The following is a 15,173-nucleotide window of genomic DNA, read 5'->3' as shown; positions in this document are numbered from 1 at the left end:
CGAAGCCCACGCGTAGCAAGGCTCACCTCTAGTGGTAAGCGCGGGCGAGCGTACCACGTGGAGATCTTTCCGGTAGGCCTTTGTTCGGTTCCGTCTTGCAAGTGCTCGGTCTTAGTGTTAGCTTCGAGCCTCCCACCCAGACCAAGGAGGCTCGTCATGCGTCCCACCGTCTACCTCCGGACCGCTCCGCACGTGACTGAAGGCATGCTGACGCCGCTGTTTCGCGCCTGTCCCCCGCACGACAAGCGATCCGCCACGTCGGTTCACGGGACTCTCTGGCAATTAGCATTCGGGACGCTGGAAGAAGCCCGTGCGGCAGTGGCACTGTTCGAGCACAGCCGCCTGGCCACCGAGGGAAGTCTGAGCGTCACGGAAGGCGAATCACTGGAAGGGCAGCGCCTCGCGTCAATCTTTGCAGAGCTGACGCAGTCCGCCTTGCGCGCCTATCGCTGGAAGTCGGCCGGATAACGAATATCGACGACAGCCCGGACCTGGGAAAGTCCCTGCCCTCCCTTTCCAGTCTGAAATGCTTCACGGCACCCATGCCGCTCGCCGCCCTCAGCTCTGGCTAACCCTTTTCGGTGCGCCTTCCCGCGCTGCAGCTCGCGGCTAGCGCTCGCTCCTTACGAACCAGTCCTATCGAACGGCTTAGGACACAAAATTCCTAGGCGCAGCGATAGAAGGCCACGCCGGTCCTGAGTACAGTCCATCGCCTACACAGGCCTCGGCTTTGTCGGGACAGAAAAGCTCGCGGCGGGAGACGTACGAATGTCCGAATCACTGGTGGAGCGGGATACGGTTCTCTTGATCGATGACGACCCAGACCTCCTCCGGGGCTTGTCTGATGCCATCCCGTATTGGGTGCCCTCGATCCGAGTCGAAACCTACGAGTCCCCCATTCTCGCACTCCTGGCGGTTGAAGCGTCACCACGGCGCTATTGTATGATCGCGCTCGATTTGCGAATGCCAGGGATGGACGGCCTGGCGTTCTTGAAGCGCGTCCAACGGCTCAGGCTGGACGTCCCCGTCATCATGATGACGGCCTATGACATCGGTGAATGGGCAAAGGAGGCGGCGGCACTGGGCGCGTATCACACGATCCGAAAGCCGTTTGATCGTGAGGAGATCAAAGCGGTGTTGCGGCGTGCTCTGACCGCGAGCCGACCTGCCGCGGTTCACGCGTGAGGTTCAGGCTTACGGTCCTTCATGCTTCCATTTCCACCCTGCCGTGCTCTCGGGCAGCAAGCCACGTAAGGTCGCGACCAGGGTTGCCAACTCTACCGGCTTTCTCAAGAACTGAACCAGATCAGCCCGCAGCCCAAACCGCTCCAAGCTTTCATCGGAGTGCCCGGTGAACAACAGAAACTTGATGTCCGGGTAGAGTTCTTGTGCGCGCTCGATCAGCACGAGCCCGTTCGGGATCGCCACCGCTTCAGCCTCTTCCGGGGAAAGATCCGGTGAAATCAAGCCGAGATCCGTGAGAAAGACATCGACCTTGCCGTGCGCATCGCGACAAAGATTCAAGGCTTCCTCGCCGGTCGCGGCCGTCAGGACGTTGAATCCCTGCGCTTTCAGCCCCGCCGTGAGAATCAAGCGAACCGAAGGATGATCATCGACCAGCAGAACGGTCGGTTGTCGTACCTCGAATCCCATCATCGTCTCCTTAGGTACTCCTTGTGTAAGAGTTGAAGCAGCGCCGCTCCGGCTCCTGTCCCCTCCAAGTGTATCGAATCGTTGCGAGAGCGCGAGTCCTCACCGACGCTTCTCGCGCCCCTGGCCCCATAGAACCCTCTTGGACGGCCGTTGGCCTCGGTAATTCAAGCACTTACAAAAGTGAAGGCCCGAGCGGCGTGACGGGCGGGGACCGACCAGGGAGCTAACGACGTGAGAAGCGGCGAGGGCCGCGCCAGCCGTACCGATAGGGGTACGGTCGATACGGCGAGAAAAAGGTGGGCGGATAATAGAACGGGCCCGTGTAGAGGCGGGGTCCAAGGCCGAACCGATAAGGATAGTAGTAAGAGTAGGGCGCGCCAGGCGGCCAGAACGGGTCAGCATACAGAGGACCGGCGTAGCCGGTCGTCCCGTAGAAGCCAAGGCCGGTGGTTCCGCCGCAGCCCGCGCCTACGGTGACAAGGACCACGGCTGCCAGCGCGATAGGCAGACTCTTCATGCGTCATCGTATCGCGCGCCGGGAGCCGGGAGTAGTCGTAGATGTCCGGAGCGACGCTATCGGGAGGACGAAAATAAAGAGGCTGGCGTGTACCTCTGCCGGCGATCGCGCTCGCCCCGGACGGGGCGGCCTTCTCAACGAAGGGCTGGCAATCACTCCAGCACGAAAGACGCGTCAGCCTCTATTAGATGAGAGGCCAAGATTGAAACACTCCTTGCACTTCGTTGAGCGACTAGCAGGTTGGTGAAGGTGCAAGGTCCTGCGGTTCCCACCTTGGCCCCAAGCTGTAGTGTAGGCCCTCTCTCATTCGAGGAGAATCAGACGGCCTGAGAAGTCCTTGTCGCCCGGATGATGACGACTCGCCTCCCGTCCTCCTCCCTCCGCTTGACTTCCTCGACTCGTCGGGTTGCCTCACAGCGCGTCGTTCCTTATACTTCAGGCGCTACGTCTCAAGCAGGCGCTGCTGCTTCCATTCCTGCAGAAGAGGCCAACGATTCGGTCCTTCACCCCGCAGGCTTGCCACCCGCTCCGCCCCTGCGCCTCGAGGACGTGCTCCCATCGGATCCCAGCTTCTCGGGAGTCTCTCAGATGAAAGTCTTCGTCGTGGCCGGGCTGACATGCGTCCTCTTCAGTGCGCCCGTCCTCGCCTGGGAGAGCGACGTCCACTTCGGCTTGACCAAATGGCTTGCCCTCGAGGCCGGATTCTCCGAGCCGGATGCCCGGCTCATCGCGGGGGGCACGCTCAACATGGATCACGGGCTGTTCGATGCGCGGCATCTGGTCGTTCATTACGCGTGCTTCGGGCGGGACGAGCAGGCCTCTCAGCTCGTGCGTGACTCGCACTTTCCCTCCTTCGCGAAGCTCCCGGATCTGCCACCGGCGCGAAAAGTGGACCCCGGCGGCAAGGCCGCGAGGCGGCGAGCCCTGCAGGAAGTGGCGCCTCTGACCCACTCGGAGGGCGAGCGGGCCTTCGAGCTCGGGAAGTTCGGGGAAGCCCTGCACGCGCTCCAGGACTCCTGGTCGCACCAGGGCGTGCCGGACACGCCGCGGCTCGCCTTCCTCTCGTGCAGCGAGCGTCTCTCGTGGGCCCACCCCGCGGACCGCGGCGGGTGGGCGAGCCACGATGCCGACCTCACCTCACGCTATCCCGCGGACACCCTCGACACGGCCAAGGCGACCTACGAGTTTCTGGACGCGTATCTGGAGAAGCGAGGGTGGCCGCGATCTGCAAAGTCCTGGGCGGCCATCGAGGGAGAGGTGCGGGACTTCGCCCCGCTGGCGACCAAGACGGCCAAGAAGGCCTGGTTCGTCAGGCATGGCTTCACCGACGTCGAGTTCCTGGACGAGACGACCCTGGAGGACGGCGAAGAGACGTTCGGCTATTCGGCCCGCCTCGCGCATGCGGTCGGGAAGGTGCCGCCGAATGCGCTCGTCGGAAAGGGCGCGCTCGACGTGCCCCGGGAAGTCCACGCCTTCTTTCAGACGTTCTTCGACGCCTGGCTCACTCAGCCGAGTCCCGGGCCGGTCCTCGAGCGCTTCATCGGGATGGAGCAGGCGGTGCAGCATCTGCGCGCGCAGGGCCGAAACCCAGAGGCGGGGCCCGACCTGGTGGCCGCGCAACTCTGGATGTGGCGGGTGCGGGATCACGGGCTGGTGAACAAGCTGGGCCACGGCCTTGGCGGACCGAAGGGGAAGGAGGGCTTCGGCGCGTTGCGTGAGGCGTTCGCCGCGCGCAAGGCGCTGACCGACTTCAAGACGGCCGATGACGCGCTGATTCCGTTCGCACCCGGCACCCCACCCTATCTGCTCGTGCGGGTGCCGGGCTCATCGAAGGCATCGGCCGCCGCATTCGCGGCGCTCGTGCGGTTCAAGCATGCGCCCCACGATGTGGTGATCGTCTCCGCCGCGAAGGGGGAAAGAGGGTGGCGGATTGTTGCCATCAACTGGACGGTGGACCACTGACCCCACCTTCCATTCGCCGGCCAGCCGGCTCAGAGTGCCTCAGCGCAATTCCGGATGCCGACGCAGCACCTCCTTGAGCCGGGACAGCAGAGGCGTCCGGTCCCCGGCGATGCGACGGGCGTCGTCGACCAGGCGGCGTGCCTCCTCGCCACGGCCGAGTTGCAGCAAGCTTCGGGCATGCGCCAGATGTGTTTCGATCTGCAGGCTTGCGGGCAACCGGGCCGGCTCCACCTTTTGCAGGTACCGGTTCGCGACTTCATAGTCGGGTTTCCGGACTTGGCCGATCGAGTAGTCCTTGAACGATCGGCTGAGGTTCAGGCCGAGGGCGAGCCTCGCGTAGTCCCCCAAGGGCGAATCCGGGTACTGTTCGATCAGGTCGGTCAACCGGCGAAGGCCTTTGCGGAGATGGTCCCCTTGCTGCCACAGCAGAAATTTGCCCGCTTCTTCTCCGGCCTCGCCTTTCATCAGGAACTCTCCAGCGGCGTGTCTTTGGACGGTGATCGAGAGAGGATTGGAGCGGACCGGCATGGACCTGCGCACGGGATTCGTGTAGACGGCCTGGATGGTGTAGTCGCCCGGTTGCGTGAAGGTCCACCCGCGCCCCCCGTAGAAGATCGGCACGACGGCGCTCACCTCTGCTCGTGGCGCCAGCGGCTCCAACCGGATCTCGGAATCGGCAATCGCGTACGGCACGTAGCCAAACGCGCCTTGCGGTCCGGTGACGTCCACTTGCAACGCACCGACTTCCGGGTCCAAGTTCTGAAACACCTCCACGGGGCTTGCCCCCGTGTTGAGGAGCTGAACCGTCACATACACGGGTTCGCCGAGCAACACCTGTGGCTTGTCGGTCGTGAGCACGAGCTTCAGGGCGCCGGAGGGTTCTTGCCCGGCGCTCAACGCCGGCAGCAGGGCGAGCCCGAGCACACCGGCCATGACCATGCCGAGGCGCAGGAGGTCCGGAACGAGGGCTTGTCCCCGACTCATTGATGGCATGAGGGACCTCCCGAGCTAGTCGCTGCAGGTCGCCGAGACGTAGCTGTGCAGCGTGTGGTCCGGATGGACCGAGTAGAAGCTGCCCGTCCCGGGAAACTTGCACTGGGCGGGGTGCTCTTTCAGATGCGTCTGGCTCGTGTCGGAGAACTCGTACACGAAGCTGTCGCCGACGACCCCGGTTTGATTCATGATGGTCGTGCTCCCGTCGCCGTCTTCATGATGCAGGTTGTAGGCGTGCCCGATCTCATGGGCCGCGCTCCGGAGGTACTTCTTCGGGTTGCCGTTGACCGTGCTGTTTTTATAGTACATGGCAAACGCTTGTCGCTTGCTGGTCGACCACATCCTGCCCAGCAACCCGGTATCGCAACTGGTTCCCGAGGAATTCGTGCCGTAATGATTCACCACGACGCCGTACAAGTGATAGCGGGTGCAGGTGGTTCTGAACCAGCCCCAGCCGCATTCGAACGAGGCCGCCTCCACCTGGCTGGCTCGGTGATCCGTCTCCAGCGCATCCAACTCCGCATTGGTGATACAGTCTTCATCGATCAGGTCTTCCCCGCCGAGGGCGGGAATGTCCGTTTCGTCCTCATTCACCACGAGCACATGCCCCGCGTTCGCGTAGATCGACGTCAGCGTCACCTGGTCGCCATCCACGGTCTGAGCGGCAGGGAAGGCCGAGCCCGTCATCCGGTCGAATTCAAGATGCGTGGTCACGCACCCCGCGCTCGAGATGCCGAGGAGGAGCAACCCCGAAGCCAGCCATTTCATCCCCTCATGATCCATCGTCGGTTCCCTCCAACGAAGCGTCGATCGTTCGGCTGAGCTGAATCATCCAGACTCCGGCGGGACAACGCCTCGCGGACGCTCGCGTGCGCGGGGCGATACCGAGTCACCGTTCAGAGCGGCGTCGCCGTTGGACGAGGGGAAGATACGGCGTCAGAATCGGCCGTGCAGTCAGCAGCGATGCGGGATCGCTGTAGGAGTCGGTCCCTAGAGCGTGCGCCGAGCGGCCTTAGGAGGGGTGGGTACTCGGGTCGGCGCTCACGCTTTGGGCCTCAGGTCCGTCACGTCACGTCCGATTCCCAGCACACCCACCAGGCGTTGTCCTTCGGTCAGCGCCTTCTGCTTGAACTCGCCGATCCGATACTGGCCCGATTTCGCCAGAATCCGCAGCTCGAAGATCGGCACCTCGCGCCCGGCCAACGCCTGCTGAAAGGAGTTGACCGCCAAGGGCAAGTCCTCAGGGTGGACGAGGTCGGCGAAGTGCCGGCCCACGCACTGCTGCCGATCCCAACCCGTGCTGGCCTCGAAGGCCGGATTCAACGAGGTGATCTCGCCGTGAAGGGACAGCGTGTAGATCACGTCCGTCGCGGATTCGATGAGCGTCCGATACCGCTCCTCCGATTCGCGCAAGGACTGCTCCGCGCGTTTTCTGAGCGTGATGTCTCTGATGGCCGTCACCCGCACCTGCCGGCCGTGGTAGGGGATGGCTTTCCCGTGAATCTCGCCGATGAACGTCGACCCGTCTTTTCTGAGGCACACCGCCTCGTACGGCCGTTCGTCGCACACGGTGTTCATCCGATGCACCAACTCGCGCGCTTCGGCCGGATGAAAATCGACCGCCTGCATGCCCGTCAGCTCGGTCTCCTCATAGCCGAACATCTTCGAGAAATTCGAATTGACCCGGAGGATCGCCCCTTGCTCGGTGATCGCGATCGCTTCGAACGTCGCCTCGGCCAATTGGCGAAACCGCTCTTCGCTGTCCCGTAACGCTTGCAGCGCCTCCTCGAGCTCCTGCGCGCGCCGTTTCATCACCTGGTTTTGTTCCTCGACGCGGCGCGTCAGCGCCGAGAGCTGGATGGCGCGCTGGACCCAGGCGACGAAGTACTCCCGATCGAGTGGCTTTTGCATGTAGGCATAGGCGCCGCTCTTGATCGCCTTGACGCCGAGCTCGCGCTCGCCGTGTCCGGTGATCAGCAGGGTGGGCAGGTTGGGGTGTTCCTGGCAAATCGCGGCCATCAAGCTCAGCCCATCGAGGCCCGGCATTTTGATGTCGCTCACGACCGCATCGTAGGTCTTGGACCGCAGGTGCTGGAGCGCTTCCTGCCCCGATCGGGTCGTCTCGACCTCCGCATGCTGGAGATGAAAGAGGAGCAGGTCGCGGATCGCGTGCAGGGAATCGACATCGTCGTCGACGATGAGAAGCCTGGAGGGCATGCGTAGGCTCATGGGAAAGGCCAGATCGTACTGAAGCGGGCGAGACGGAATCAAGTGCCGAAGGACACGGGGTTCCCGGGGCCAGGGATCTCAGCCAGGGATCTAGTGGAGGGACAATTCCCGCTCGGCGCTCGGCTCGACCGGGAGCGGCTCATAGGCCGGCTGATAGGTCCACCGGAGCAGCGGGGCAGTCATGAACGTCGTGGTGAGCGCCATGATGATCATCATCGCAAACACGGTCGGCGAAATGATGCCGATGTCCAGGCCGACGTTGAGGATGATCAGCTCCATCAAGCCGCGGGTGTTCATCAAGATGCCGATCGCGCTCGCCTCCTTCCAGGAAATCCCCATGAAGTACGCCGAGACGGCCGACCCGGCATACTTGCCGGCGATGGCGACGGCCAGGATCAAGCCGCAGTACGCCCACATCTCGGCTCCGGAGACGAGGGCAATGCTGGTGCGAAGGCCGCTGAAGGCGAAGAACAGGGGCAACAAGAACACCAAGGTCACGTCTTCCAGTCTCTGCACCACGCCCGCGATGAACTCCCCGTCCTTCGGCATCACGGCGCCGAGGAGGAAGGCCCCGAAGAGCGCATGGATCCCCAGCCATTCGGTGACGGACGCGGAGATCAGCATCAAGACGAGGATCACGGCGAGGACGTTTTGCGTCACTTTCCCCGTTTCGCGGGCGCGGGCTTCGAGCCGGTGAAGGATCGGGCGAAGCCCGAAGACCATGACCGCGACGAAGATGCCGGAGCCGACCACGGTGAGCCACAGCGATGAGGCGAGCTCCGACGACCGGACGAGGATCACGACCGCGGCGAGGATGCACCAGGCCGTGACGTCGTTGATCGCGGCGCAGGCGATCGCCAGGGAGCCGGCTCGGGTCCGCGAGAGATTCCCTTCCGCCAGGATACGGGCAAGAACGGGAAAGGCCGTGACGCACATCCCCGCGCCCATGAAGAGCGCGAACCCCGTGAAGGTCACCCGTCCGTCGGTCAGTCGTGGATAAAAATAGACGGCCAGCGCGGCGCCCATGAGGAAGGGCAGCAGGATGCTGCATTGGCTGATCACGAAGGCCGCCCGGCTGTGCCCTTTGAGCTTGGACGGCTCGAGCTTGAGGCCGACCAGAAACATGAAGACGAGAATGCCGAGCTGACTGATCGCGTTGAGGAAGCCCAAGCTGTCGGAGGGGAACAGCACCGAGGAGACCTCGGGGGCCAGCCATCCCAACAGCGACGGTCCGAGCAGGATCCCGGCGACCAGCTCGCCGATGACTTGAGGTTGGTTGATCGTCCGAAAGGCGAACCCCACGAGTCGTGCGACGATGATGATCGCTGCGATCTGAACGAGGAGCAGCAAGAGATTCGGCATGACGGCCCACAGTCTCCCGGGCAATGCGGCGACCACACTAGCTCTCTCCGGATTTGCCGCACAATCCTACTTTTGAAGGATGCACCGGTAGTACCTTTAGAACCTTCCGCCCGCCCGAGCGGCGGCACCAAGACGGGGGCCACTTCCACCAGCATCCAATGGGACGGGACTGCCGCGGCCGTCTCTGCGACTTGGCCTTCATCGTCTTGCAACTGCTGACCGAGCCGGAAGTCGATCTACCCCGGTTCCGATCGCTCGACGACCGGGGGTGGGAGGACGAGAGCGCACGATTCAAACGAAGAGGATCGGGTGACGGCGGCCGGTCGGCTCTCGCTCCGACCGCCGTCCCGATGAGAGCCTCAGGACAGCCCGCGCACCTCCGGTGGCAGGGGGCAAGATGATATGATGCGTGCATTGGACGGAGCACATGCTGATCGAGACTTGAGAGGAATATCATGAATCCTGCACGCACCATCATCGCTCTCTCATTCGGTGTCCTGCTCTTCGGCGGGCGCGGCCTGGCCGCAGATCCGGCCGAGATCGAGAAGTTCGTCCACGCCCGCATCGAGGTCGGGGAGATGATGACGAGCTACTTTCAGGGCGGAGGGATGGCCTTCGGGGAAGGGCAGCGGCCCTCGCCCGACCGGATGCGCGAAATGAGAGAAGACATCAACGCGAAGCTCAGCACGATCCTGGCGAAGTATGACCTGACGGTCGAAGACTACCGGCGGCGAAGCTCCGAGGTCTTTGCCGACGAGGCGGCCGTCAAGCGGTATCTCGACGAGCATCCTGACCTGAAGCAACGGTATGAAGCCCTCCCGCTGGATCGGATGGGGCGGAGCGGCAGCGGGCGAGGGTATTAACGCTCTGTCCAGCGCATCCGCCGTTGTCATTGGGATCACTTCACCAGGCGGCCGTCAGCCCGGCATGGCCGGTGGAGCCGTCGTCAACCGGGCGCTGTGCCATGAAGCCACGATCTCGCACGCTGGTCTTCCACAAACCCTATGGCGTGCTGCCCTGCTTCACCGATCCTGAGAGACGGCCGACGCTGGCGGATTTCGTGCCCGTGCCCGATGTCTACGCGGCGGGACGACTCGATCGGGACAGCGAGGGATTGATGATCCTGACCTCGAATGGTCTCCTGGCGCATCGCATCACGGACCCCCTGCACAAGCTGCCGAAAGTCTATCTGGCCCAAGTGGAACGTGTTCCGAGCGACGATGCGCTGGCCCAGCTACGACGCGGGATCGTCCTCGAGGGACGGCGCACCAGGCCGGCTGAAGTCCGGCGCCTGGAGACCGCTCCCGACCTGCCTGAGCGTCCGGTGCCGATCCGATTTCGTAAATCGGTCCCAACGACTTGGCTCCAGATCACCGTGCGGGAGGGACTGAACCGACAGGTGCGACGGATGACGGCGGCGGTCGGGCATCCGACTCTACGACTCGTCCGCATCGCGATCGGTCCGATCGGACTGGGCGCTCTGGAGCCGGGTCAATGGCGGGAGTTGACGAACGGTGAGATCGAGCGGCTCACTCAGTGGACGGATGCCCCCGTGCCTCAGCGCCTCACCGATCGTACTGGGCGAAAAAGAGTCCGCGGTTGATGTCGGCGATCGTCACCATGCCGACGAGCTTCCGGGCGCCGTCCACCACCGGGATGCGCCGGAAGTTTTTCAGGCCCATATAGGACGCGACCTCGAGCACCGGATCATCGGGGCTCACGGTGAGCGGATTCCGGCTCATCACCTCTTCGACCTTCTTCGCGAGCACCTCCGGGTAGCCGGCTTCCATTTCGACGAAATCCCGGCTGTGCACGTTGTCGTGGATGTAGTCGCCGTAGTTGGGATAGAGCGGGAGCATGATGTCTCGCAAGGTGACGATGCCGATCAAACGATGGCCGTCTTCGACCACGGGAACGGCTCCACACCGCCGGCTCACCATCTTCACCACGACGGAGCGCACCGTCTCCGTCGCTCTCGTGGTGACCAATCCCGTCGACATCACCTCGCGGACCAACATGGCGCCCTCCTTTCTCCTCCTGCGGCCGCCCTGGAAGTGGCGGCCCTGCTGCTCCGGCAGCGAGCGGGGTGCATGGGAAGGTGGGAGCCGGGCCCCGACGGGCCCGGCTTTCGACAACGGACGACGGAACAAGACCGGCTAACAGGGACACTGAATGCCGTTCAACCAATAGAAGAACCAAATCGCCGTCGCGCACGTGATGTAGAAGATGGCTTTGCCCAATCTCGTTTCCCAGTCCGGCACCTCCCGTTGTGCCTGGGAACCCGGGTCCATCTTCAGACTTGGGTGCTCGAGACGGTACTGCTTCCGAATAGCCGGCTCCATTGGAGACTCCTCACCTTGGGCGTGACACTGCCCGAGACCTCTGCCGCAGGGCGGCAACAGAGTACGTTAAGATCGGTTCCCCGGCTGAGGCTATACACTCCTTGGTGTATTTGGCTTCACCCGTTCGGGTGAGCACGAGGCCTCAGAGAGAGGCTCGGTTCGTCTTCACCTCGAGCTCGACCTTCGCCTCAACTTCCTGAGTTCCCTCGTCCGATTGACATCCCGCCACGGTTCCCCTAGATGGAGGCTATTCCACCGGACGTTTCGAGGCCCGAAGAGGAGGTGCATGCCATGACGACGCTTCGTCTTCTTCCCTTCATCGCCGCCGTCTTCCTGACCTTATCGGTCGCTGAGGCGCGATCGGAAATCCTCGCCATGCTGAATTACGAAAGTAAGCCCGGACAGGCGGTCCGCAAGGAGGGCATCGCGATCATGGACGTCGATCCGGCGTCCGCGGACTTTGGGCGCGTGCTCATGGACATTCCCCTCCCATCGGATCTCGTCGCGCATCACATTTTCTACAATCGTGATCGGACGAAAGCCTATGTCACGGCGCTCGGGCAGAGTGTCCTCCATGTCCTGGACCTCACGCGGTTCCCCTATCGGATGAAGGCGATCGAGATCCCGGACTGCAAAGTGCTCGAGGATCTCGTCCTCTCCGCCGACAATCGCACCTGGTACCTGACGTGTATGGGATCCGACAATGTCGTGGTGGGCGACGCCTCTACGGACCGGCCGATCAAGACCATCGGCTCGAGCGACTCGGCCTCGCCCTTCATTCGATATCCGCACGGAATCGATGTCAACAACGACATCGATCGCATGCTGGTGACGAGCACGGTGGCCCCCGGTAATTTGGCGGAAGCAGGCGAGACGATTACGGTCGTCGAAGCGAGCAGCGGCAGGCTGCTGTCTACCCACAAGGTCTCCTCGAAGGGATCCCCGTCCAAGGCGGCCCCGGTAGAAGTCCTGTTTTCCCGGCACGCCAGCCCGCCGGTCGCGCATATCACGAATATGCTGGAAGGCACGCTCTGGGCCGCGGTCTGGGATCCCGCCTCCAAGGAGTTCACGTTTGCGCAGGTGGATGATTTCACCGCACGTGGTCAAGGCGTTCCCCTCGAAATGCTGTACAACAAGAGGGGGGATCGGCTCTTTGTCACGACCGCCAAGCCGGGCGCGGTGAGCATCTACGACACCAGCGATCCTCAGCGCCCGAAGTTCCTCAAGATGATCCCGGCGGCGGCTGGAGCTCACCATCTGGTCCTTTCCCCCGACGAGCGTTATCTGTTCGTCCAAAACAGCTTGCTGAATCTCCCCGACATGAGCGACGGTTCCGTCACGGTGATCGATGTGGAAAGAGGGGAGGTGGTCAAAAGCATGGACACGCTGAAGCACGCGGGGTTCAACCCGAACTGCATCGTCCTTCTTCCGACGGAGGCGCGCTAATGGGTCGGCCTGCCTGCCAATGGGCTCACAGCGCGACGGGAGCGCGTTTCGGCAGGCGGGGAGGAGTGTGACTACGAGGCCCGTTCTCGAGCGTCGAACTGCGCGCGATCCCGATCACGGGTGTCGGGAGACCCGTCGCTCTCCATGTGCTCGAAGATCAGGAGCTGCGGCCCGATCCTGATCCGGTCTCGGTGCATCAACGGCTGTTCGTCGACGCGGACGCCGTTGACGTACGTCCCTTCCGCGCTGCCGACATCTTCCAGGTAGAAGGTGGAGCCCACCCTCACGAGGCGCGCGTGATAGTCCGACACGTCCGCGTGGCCGAGGATCAGATGGTTATCGGGGGCGCGGCCGATCGTCAGCTCGCCCTGTTCCAATGGAAGCTCTTCTTCGGCTCTGCTCAAGAGCACGACCCGCAGCTTGGCATGGCTCATGTCGTCGTCAACCCGTCTCGGATCAAGAGCGCCCTTCGCCTCGCGTCGGCGTCATCGCTGCAGCGCCTTGAAGAGGTCCGGGTACTTGCGCTCGAAGATATGCGCGTCGGCCTCATTCAGGGCCGTGAGGTATTCCGGAGGAATGCTGAGCGGCTCTTGGCGCTCGTCCGAGTCGTCGGGGCCGTCCCAGTTCATGCGCTCGATGACCGCCTCGACCTCTTTGAGTCGTCCCGGGAACCTGGCATGGTCGCCCGAGACGGACACCAGCCGGCTCAGGTCCTGTGCCATCGTCGCCAGATACAGGAGCATGGCCGTTCGTTGTCCCTTGCTGCTTCGTTGGGCACACCGCAGGGCCGCGTGCTTGGCCTCGGTCTCGCCCAACCAGGCATACACGGTGACGGCATTGATGAAATAATCGCTGCGGTCTCCCGCCTTGAGCCCGCACTGGCGCAAGCAGGCATCGAGACGGCGGAGCAGCGCCTGCCACAGGAGGAGCGCTCGGTCTTTCACGCGTTCGGCTTCGATGACCAACGGGTCCCTTCTTGTCGCCCGGACGGAGCAAGCGGCGTACCCTTGAAAGAGCATCGATTCACAAGGCGAGTCGGACCGCCGTGTGTGCTCGTGGCACACAAAATTGTACGAGAGCGACAAAAAGTGAGTGCGTCGATGATTCTCGGTTCGACGACTCGCTGATCTTGAGCGGAAGCGGTATCCGATCTTGCAGAGAGCCGGGCCGGGATGCCGACGACCAGGAACGCCATCACGTCACCGGCGCCGCCATACCTGAAAGGAGGGCGATGACCCTGTCACCGCCCTCCGCGAGTCGGGGTGCTTCCGGTCAGCGCTTGTAATGCCCCTTCCCTTTCTTCTGGATCGGCGCAGGGGTCGGGTCGGGTTCGGGTGCCGGGGCCGGCTCGACGGTCGGCTCGGTCGGCGTGGGAGAAGACACCGGAGTCGTGGTCATGCCCGGCTGCGCGGCCTTTCTCCACTTCACGTAATCAACGCTCCACCAATAACTCTGATCGAATTGCTTGGCCAGGTACAACCAGCTTTCGGCGTTGGTCACGCCCCCTTGGAAGACGAGATCGCCGCGGTCGCGATACAGGGTCTCGCCGGTATGGAAGTAGTACCAGGCATAGGCCGGCGCAATGATGAGATTGAGGTCCGGGGCCGGCGTCATGCCTCCACTCCCGTCATTCGATTCCCGGTCGGTGTACATGAACACGAGCTTGTCCGGCATCCAGGAGTGCGCCCACAGCTCATCCAGCGCGATTTGGATCTTCGGCGGGACGCGCGCATCACCGGTGGCTTCGTAGTACTGAATCAGGGCCTGCATGGTGATCCCGACCATGAACGGGCGAACGTACGGGGCCGTCTTCGTGACGAACCACTGGTCGATGTGGCCGAGCGCTTGGTTGACCATGTCCGCCAGCCGAGCCCGTCGGGGCTCCCCCATCGCTTCCGCGCTCAGATAGCTCATGATGACGTAGGCGACTTCACGGCTGCGGTCGGTATTCGCGGTCCATTCGAGCGGGGTGCCGTCCGGGCAGTAGCTCGCCCGCTGCGCCATCGAGATGATGGTGTCCCGCGAGACTTGGTCGGCGGTCGTCTGGTAATCGATCACCATGCCCTTGGTGAAGTTCATGAAGCCCGCGACCTTGCCCCCGTTGGGAATGACGTACCCGTCGCGGTAGATCGCCTCGGCGAGGCCGGCGCAGTACTTCCACGTGGGATCGCCCGTATAGTCCTTGATCTGGTAGTAGACGCGCTCACCGTCGTAGTACACCGCGTTCAATTGCGTCGAGTAATCGGCCGCCCCGGGGGCGAGCGTGTTGCAATGCTGGCGACCGAACTTCGTCATGTTGGCTTCCCAGTTGCTCAACAGAGGGATCGGGGTCTCGTCGGCCCCCGCGATCGACGTCATCCCGACCACCGCGAAGAGGCTTGCCGATGACACCGCAGCCGCAAGGGACCGAGGAGCGAAGGGGTACGGCATAACAACCTCCCAAAAAGGTGAACAGTTGCCCGTTTCCGATCAGAGGACAGGCTGCGACGGGGCTCCCGGGTGAGAGCCCCGACTGCGGCTCTGGCAGGCAGGGGAGGCATCTGCAGGTTACGTACCGATTCGTAGGACGAGGCTATCTCCTTTCGCGGCTTGGCGTTCTTGATCGGGCGCCCTCCACGGCCCGAGCCGAGCGGCTGAAATTCGGCGTCGCTGCACAAGAATGACCGAGT

General features: G+C 63.2%; 17 protein-coding genes. 6 read left to right on the top strand and 11 right to left on the bottom strand.

Going from position 1 to position 15,173, the window contains the following annotated elements:
• The first annotated feature begins 156 nt into the window (after window positions 1–156).
• Window positions 157–468, top strand: a complete 312-nt coding sequence (locus tag ACWHYV_RS20790; protein ID WP_447978406.1) for a hypothetical protein — start codon at window positions 157–159, stop codon at window positions 466–468.
• A gap of 300 nt (window positions 469–768) precedes the next feature.
• The gene (locus ACWHYV_RS20785) at window positions 769–1,185 is read left to right on the top strand and encodes a response regulator (protein ID WP_447978405.1); all 417 of its coding nucleotides are present in this window, start codon (window positions 769–771) and stop codon (window positions 1,183–1,185) included.
• A 9-nt stretch (window positions 1,186–1,194) separates the two neighbouring features.
• Here the strand turns inward: ACWHYV_RS20785 and ACWHYV_RS20780 are convergent, their stop codons facing one another.
• Window positions 1,195–1,653, bottom strand: coding sequence for a response regulator (locus tag ACWHYV_RS20780; protein WP_447978404.1), 459 nt, complete (start codon window positions 1,651–1,653; stop codon window positions 1,195–1,197).
• 223 nt (window positions 1,654–1,876) lie between these two features.
• Complete coding sequence (locus ACWHYV_RS20775) at window positions 1,877–2,170, bottom strand: hypothetical protein (RefSeq protein WP_447978403.1); 294 nt, start codon at window positions 2,168–2,170, stop codon at window positions 1,877–1,879.
• Window positions 2,171–2,758: 588 nt separating this feature from the next.
• On the opposite strand from ACWHYV_RS20775, the gene ACWHYV_RS20770 reads away from it, so the two are divergent.
• Complete coding sequence (locus ACWHYV_RS20770; protein WP_447978402.1) at window positions 2,759–4,132, top strand: hypothetical protein; 1,374 nt, start codon at window positions 2,759–2,761, stop codon at window positions 4,130–4,132.
• A gap of 39 nt (window positions 4,133–4,171) precedes the next feature.
• Here the strand turns inward: ACWHYV_RS20770 and ACWHYV_RS20765 are convergent, their stop codons facing one another.
• From ACWHYV_RS20765 to ACWHYV_RS20750, 4 genes are all read right to left on the bottom strand, one after another.
• Window positions 4,172–5,125: a hypothetical protein gene (locus ACWHYV_RS20765; RefSeq protein ID WP_447978401.1), complete on the bottom strand. Its 954-nt coding sequence runs from the start codon at window positions 5,123–5,125 to the stop codon at window positions 4,172–4,174.
• A 15-nt stretch (window positions 5,126–5,140) separates the two neighbouring features.
• Complete coding sequence (locus ACWHYV_RS20760; protein WP_447978400.1) at window positions 5,141–5,908, bottom strand: hypothetical protein; 768 nt, start codon at window positions 5,906–5,908, stop codon at window positions 5,141–5,143.
• Window positions 5,909–6,166: 258 nt separating this feature from the next.
• Window positions 6,167–7,342 (bottom strand): PAS domain S-box protein, encoded by a 1,176-nt coding sequence (locus tag ACWHYV_RS20755; protein ID WP_447978399.1) that lies wholly within the window; start codon window positions 7,340–7,342, stop codon window positions 6,167–6,169.
• 102 nt (window positions 7,343–7,444) lie between these two features.
• On the bottom strand, window positions 7,445–8,716 hold the full coding sequence (locus ACWHYV_RS20750; protein ID WP_447978398.1) for a cation:proton antiporter domain-containing protein: 1,272 nt from the start codon (window positions 8,714–8,716) through the stop codon (window positions 7,445–7,447).
• Between the two features lie 455 nt (window positions 8,717–9,171).
• Here ACWHYV_RS20750 and ACWHYV_RS20745 point away from each other — a divergent pair, with 455 nt between their 5' ends.
• Window positions 9,172–9,579, top strand: coding sequence for a hypothetical protein (locus tag ACWHYV_RS20745; RefSeq protein WP_447978397.1), 408 nt, complete (start codon window positions 9,172–9,174; stop codon window positions 9,577–9,579).
• Window positions 9,580–9,680: 101 nt separating this feature from the next.
• The gene (locus tag ACWHYV_RS20740; RefSeq protein WP_447978396.1) at window positions 9,681–10,319 is read left to right on the top strand and encodes a pseudouridine synthase; all 639 of its coding nucleotides are present in this window, start codon (window positions 9,681–9,683) and stop codon (window positions 10,317–10,319) included.
• Here ACWHYV_RS20740 and ACWHYV_RS20735 read toward each other — a convergent pair.
• Together ACWHYV_RS20735 and ACWHYV_RS20730 are read right to left on the bottom strand one after the other, a co-directional pair.
• The gene (locus ACWHYV_RS20735; RefSeq protein ID WP_447978395.1) at window positions 10,282–10,734 is read right to left on the bottom strand and encodes a CBS domain-containing protein; all 453 of its coding nucleotides are present in this window, start codon (window positions 10,732–10,734) and stop codon (window positions 10,282–10,284) included. The genes ACWHYV_RS20740 and ACWHYV_RS20735 overlap by 38 nt on opposite strands.
• 138 nt (window positions 10,735–10,872) lie before the next feature.
• Window positions 10,873–11,058 (bottom strand): hypothetical protein, encoded by a 186-nt coding sequence (locus tag ACWHYV_RS20730; protein ID WP_447978394.1) that lies wholly within the window; start codon window positions 11,056–11,058, stop codon window positions 10,873–10,875.
• A 291-nt stretch (window positions 11,059–11,349) separates the two neighbouring features.
• On the opposite strand from ACWHYV_RS20730, the gene ACWHYV_RS20725 reads away from it, so the two are divergent.
• The gene (locus tag ACWHYV_RS20725; RefSeq protein ID WP_447978393.1) at window positions 11,350–12,504 is read left to right on the top strand and encodes a YncE family protein; all 1,155 of its coding nucleotides are present in this window, start codon (window positions 11,350–11,352) and stop codon (window positions 12,502–12,504) included.
• Window positions 12,505–12,575: 71 nt separating this feature from the next.
• Here ACWHYV_RS20725 and ACWHYV_RS20720 read toward each other — a convergent pair whose 3' ends face one another.
• The 3 genes from ACWHYV_RS20720 to ACWHYV_RS20710 form a co-directional block, all read right to left on the bottom strand.
• Entirely contained in the window at window positions 12,576–12,938 is a 363-nt protein-coding gene (locus ACWHYV_RS20720) for an FHA domain-containing protein (RefSeq protein WP_447978392.1), read from the bottom strand.
• A gap of 51 nt (window positions 12,939–12,989) precedes the next feature.
• Window positions 12,990–13,469, bottom strand: coding sequence for a hypothetical protein (locus ACWHYV_RS20715; protein WP_447978391.1), 480 nt, complete (start codon window positions 13,467–13,469; stop codon window positions 12,990–12,992).
• A gap of 307 nt (window positions 13,470–13,776) precedes the next feature.
• Window positions 13,777–14,934, bottom strand: coding sequence for a hypothetical protein (locus ACWHYV_RS20710; protein ID WP_447978390.1), 1,158 nt, complete (start codon window positions 14,932–14,934; stop codon window positions 13,777–13,779).
• Window positions 14,935–15,173 lie beyond the last annotated feature (239 nt).

The organism is Candidatus Nitrospira bockiana, assembly GCF_965152565.1.
This window is presented reverse-complemented; position numbering and strand designations above follow the sequence as displayed.

Bases quoted from the DNA above. Each gene is read 5' to 3' on its own strand.
- ACWHYV_RS20790 (WP_447978406.1), top strand. From the start codon at position 157: ATGCGTCCCACCGTCTACCTCCGGACCGCTCCGCACGTGACTGAAGGC.
- ACWHYV_RS20785 (WP_447978405.1), top strand. From the start codon at position 769: ATGTCCGAATCACTGGTGGAGCGGGATACGGTTCTCTTGATCGATGAC.
- ACWHYV_RS20780 (WP_447978404.1), bottom strand. From the start codon at position 1,653: ATGGGATTCGAGGTACGACAACCGACCGTTCTGCTGGTCGATGATCAT.
- ACWHYV_RS20775 (WP_447978403.1), bottom strand. From the start codon at position 2,170: ATGAAGAGTCTGCCTATCGCGCTGGCAGCCGTGGTCCTTGTCACCGTA.
- ACWHYV_RS20770 (WP_447978402.1), top strand. From the start codon at position 2,759: ATGAAAGTCTTCGTCGTGGCCGGGCTGACATGCGTCCTCTTCAGTGCG.
- ACWHYV_RS20765 (WP_447978401.1), bottom strand. From the start codon at position 5,125: ATGCCATCAATGAGTCGGGGACAAGCCCTCGTTCCGGACCTCCTGCGC.
- ACWHYV_RS20760 (WP_447978400.1), bottom strand. From the start codon at position 5,908: ATGGATCATGAGGGGATGAAATGGCTGGCTTCGGGGTTGCTCCTCCTC.
- ACWHYV_RS20755 (WP_447978399.1), bottom strand. From the start codon at position 7,342: ATGCCCTCCAGGCTTCTCATCGTCGACGACGATGTCGATTCCCTGCAC.
- ACWHYV_RS20750 (WP_447978398.1), bottom strand. From the start codon at position 8,716: ATGCCGAATCTCTTGCTGCTCCTCGTTCAGATCGCAGCGATCATCATC.
- ACWHYV_RS20745 (WP_447978397.1), top strand. From the start codon at position 9,172: ATGAATCCTGCACGCACCATCATCGCTCTCTCATTCGGTGTCCTGCTC.
- ACWHYV_RS20740 (WP_447978396.1), top strand. From the start codon at position 9,681: ATGAAGCCACGATCTCGCACGCTGGTCTTCCACAAACCCTATGGCGTG.
- ACWHYV_RS20735 (WP_447978395.1), bottom strand. From the start codon at position 10,734: ATGTTGGTCCGCGAGGTGATGTCGACGGGATTGGTCACCACGAGAGCG.
- ACWHYV_RS20730 (WP_447978394.1), bottom strand. From the start codon at position 11,058: ATGGAGCCGGCTATTCGGAAGCAGTACCGTCTCGAGCACCCAAGTCTG.
- ACWHYV_RS20725 (WP_447978393.1), top strand. From the start codon at position 11,350: ATGACGACGCTTCGTCTTCTTCCCTTCATCGCCGCCGTCTTCCTGACC.
- ACWHYV_RS20720 (WP_447978392.1), bottom strand. From the start codon at position 12,938: ATGAGCCATGCCAAGCTGCGGGTCGTGCTCTTGAGCAGAGCCGAAGAA.
- ACWHYV_RS20710 (WP_447978390.1), bottom strand. From the start codon at position 14,934: ATGCCGTACCCCTTCGCTCCTCGGTCCCTTGCGGCTGCGGTGTCATCG.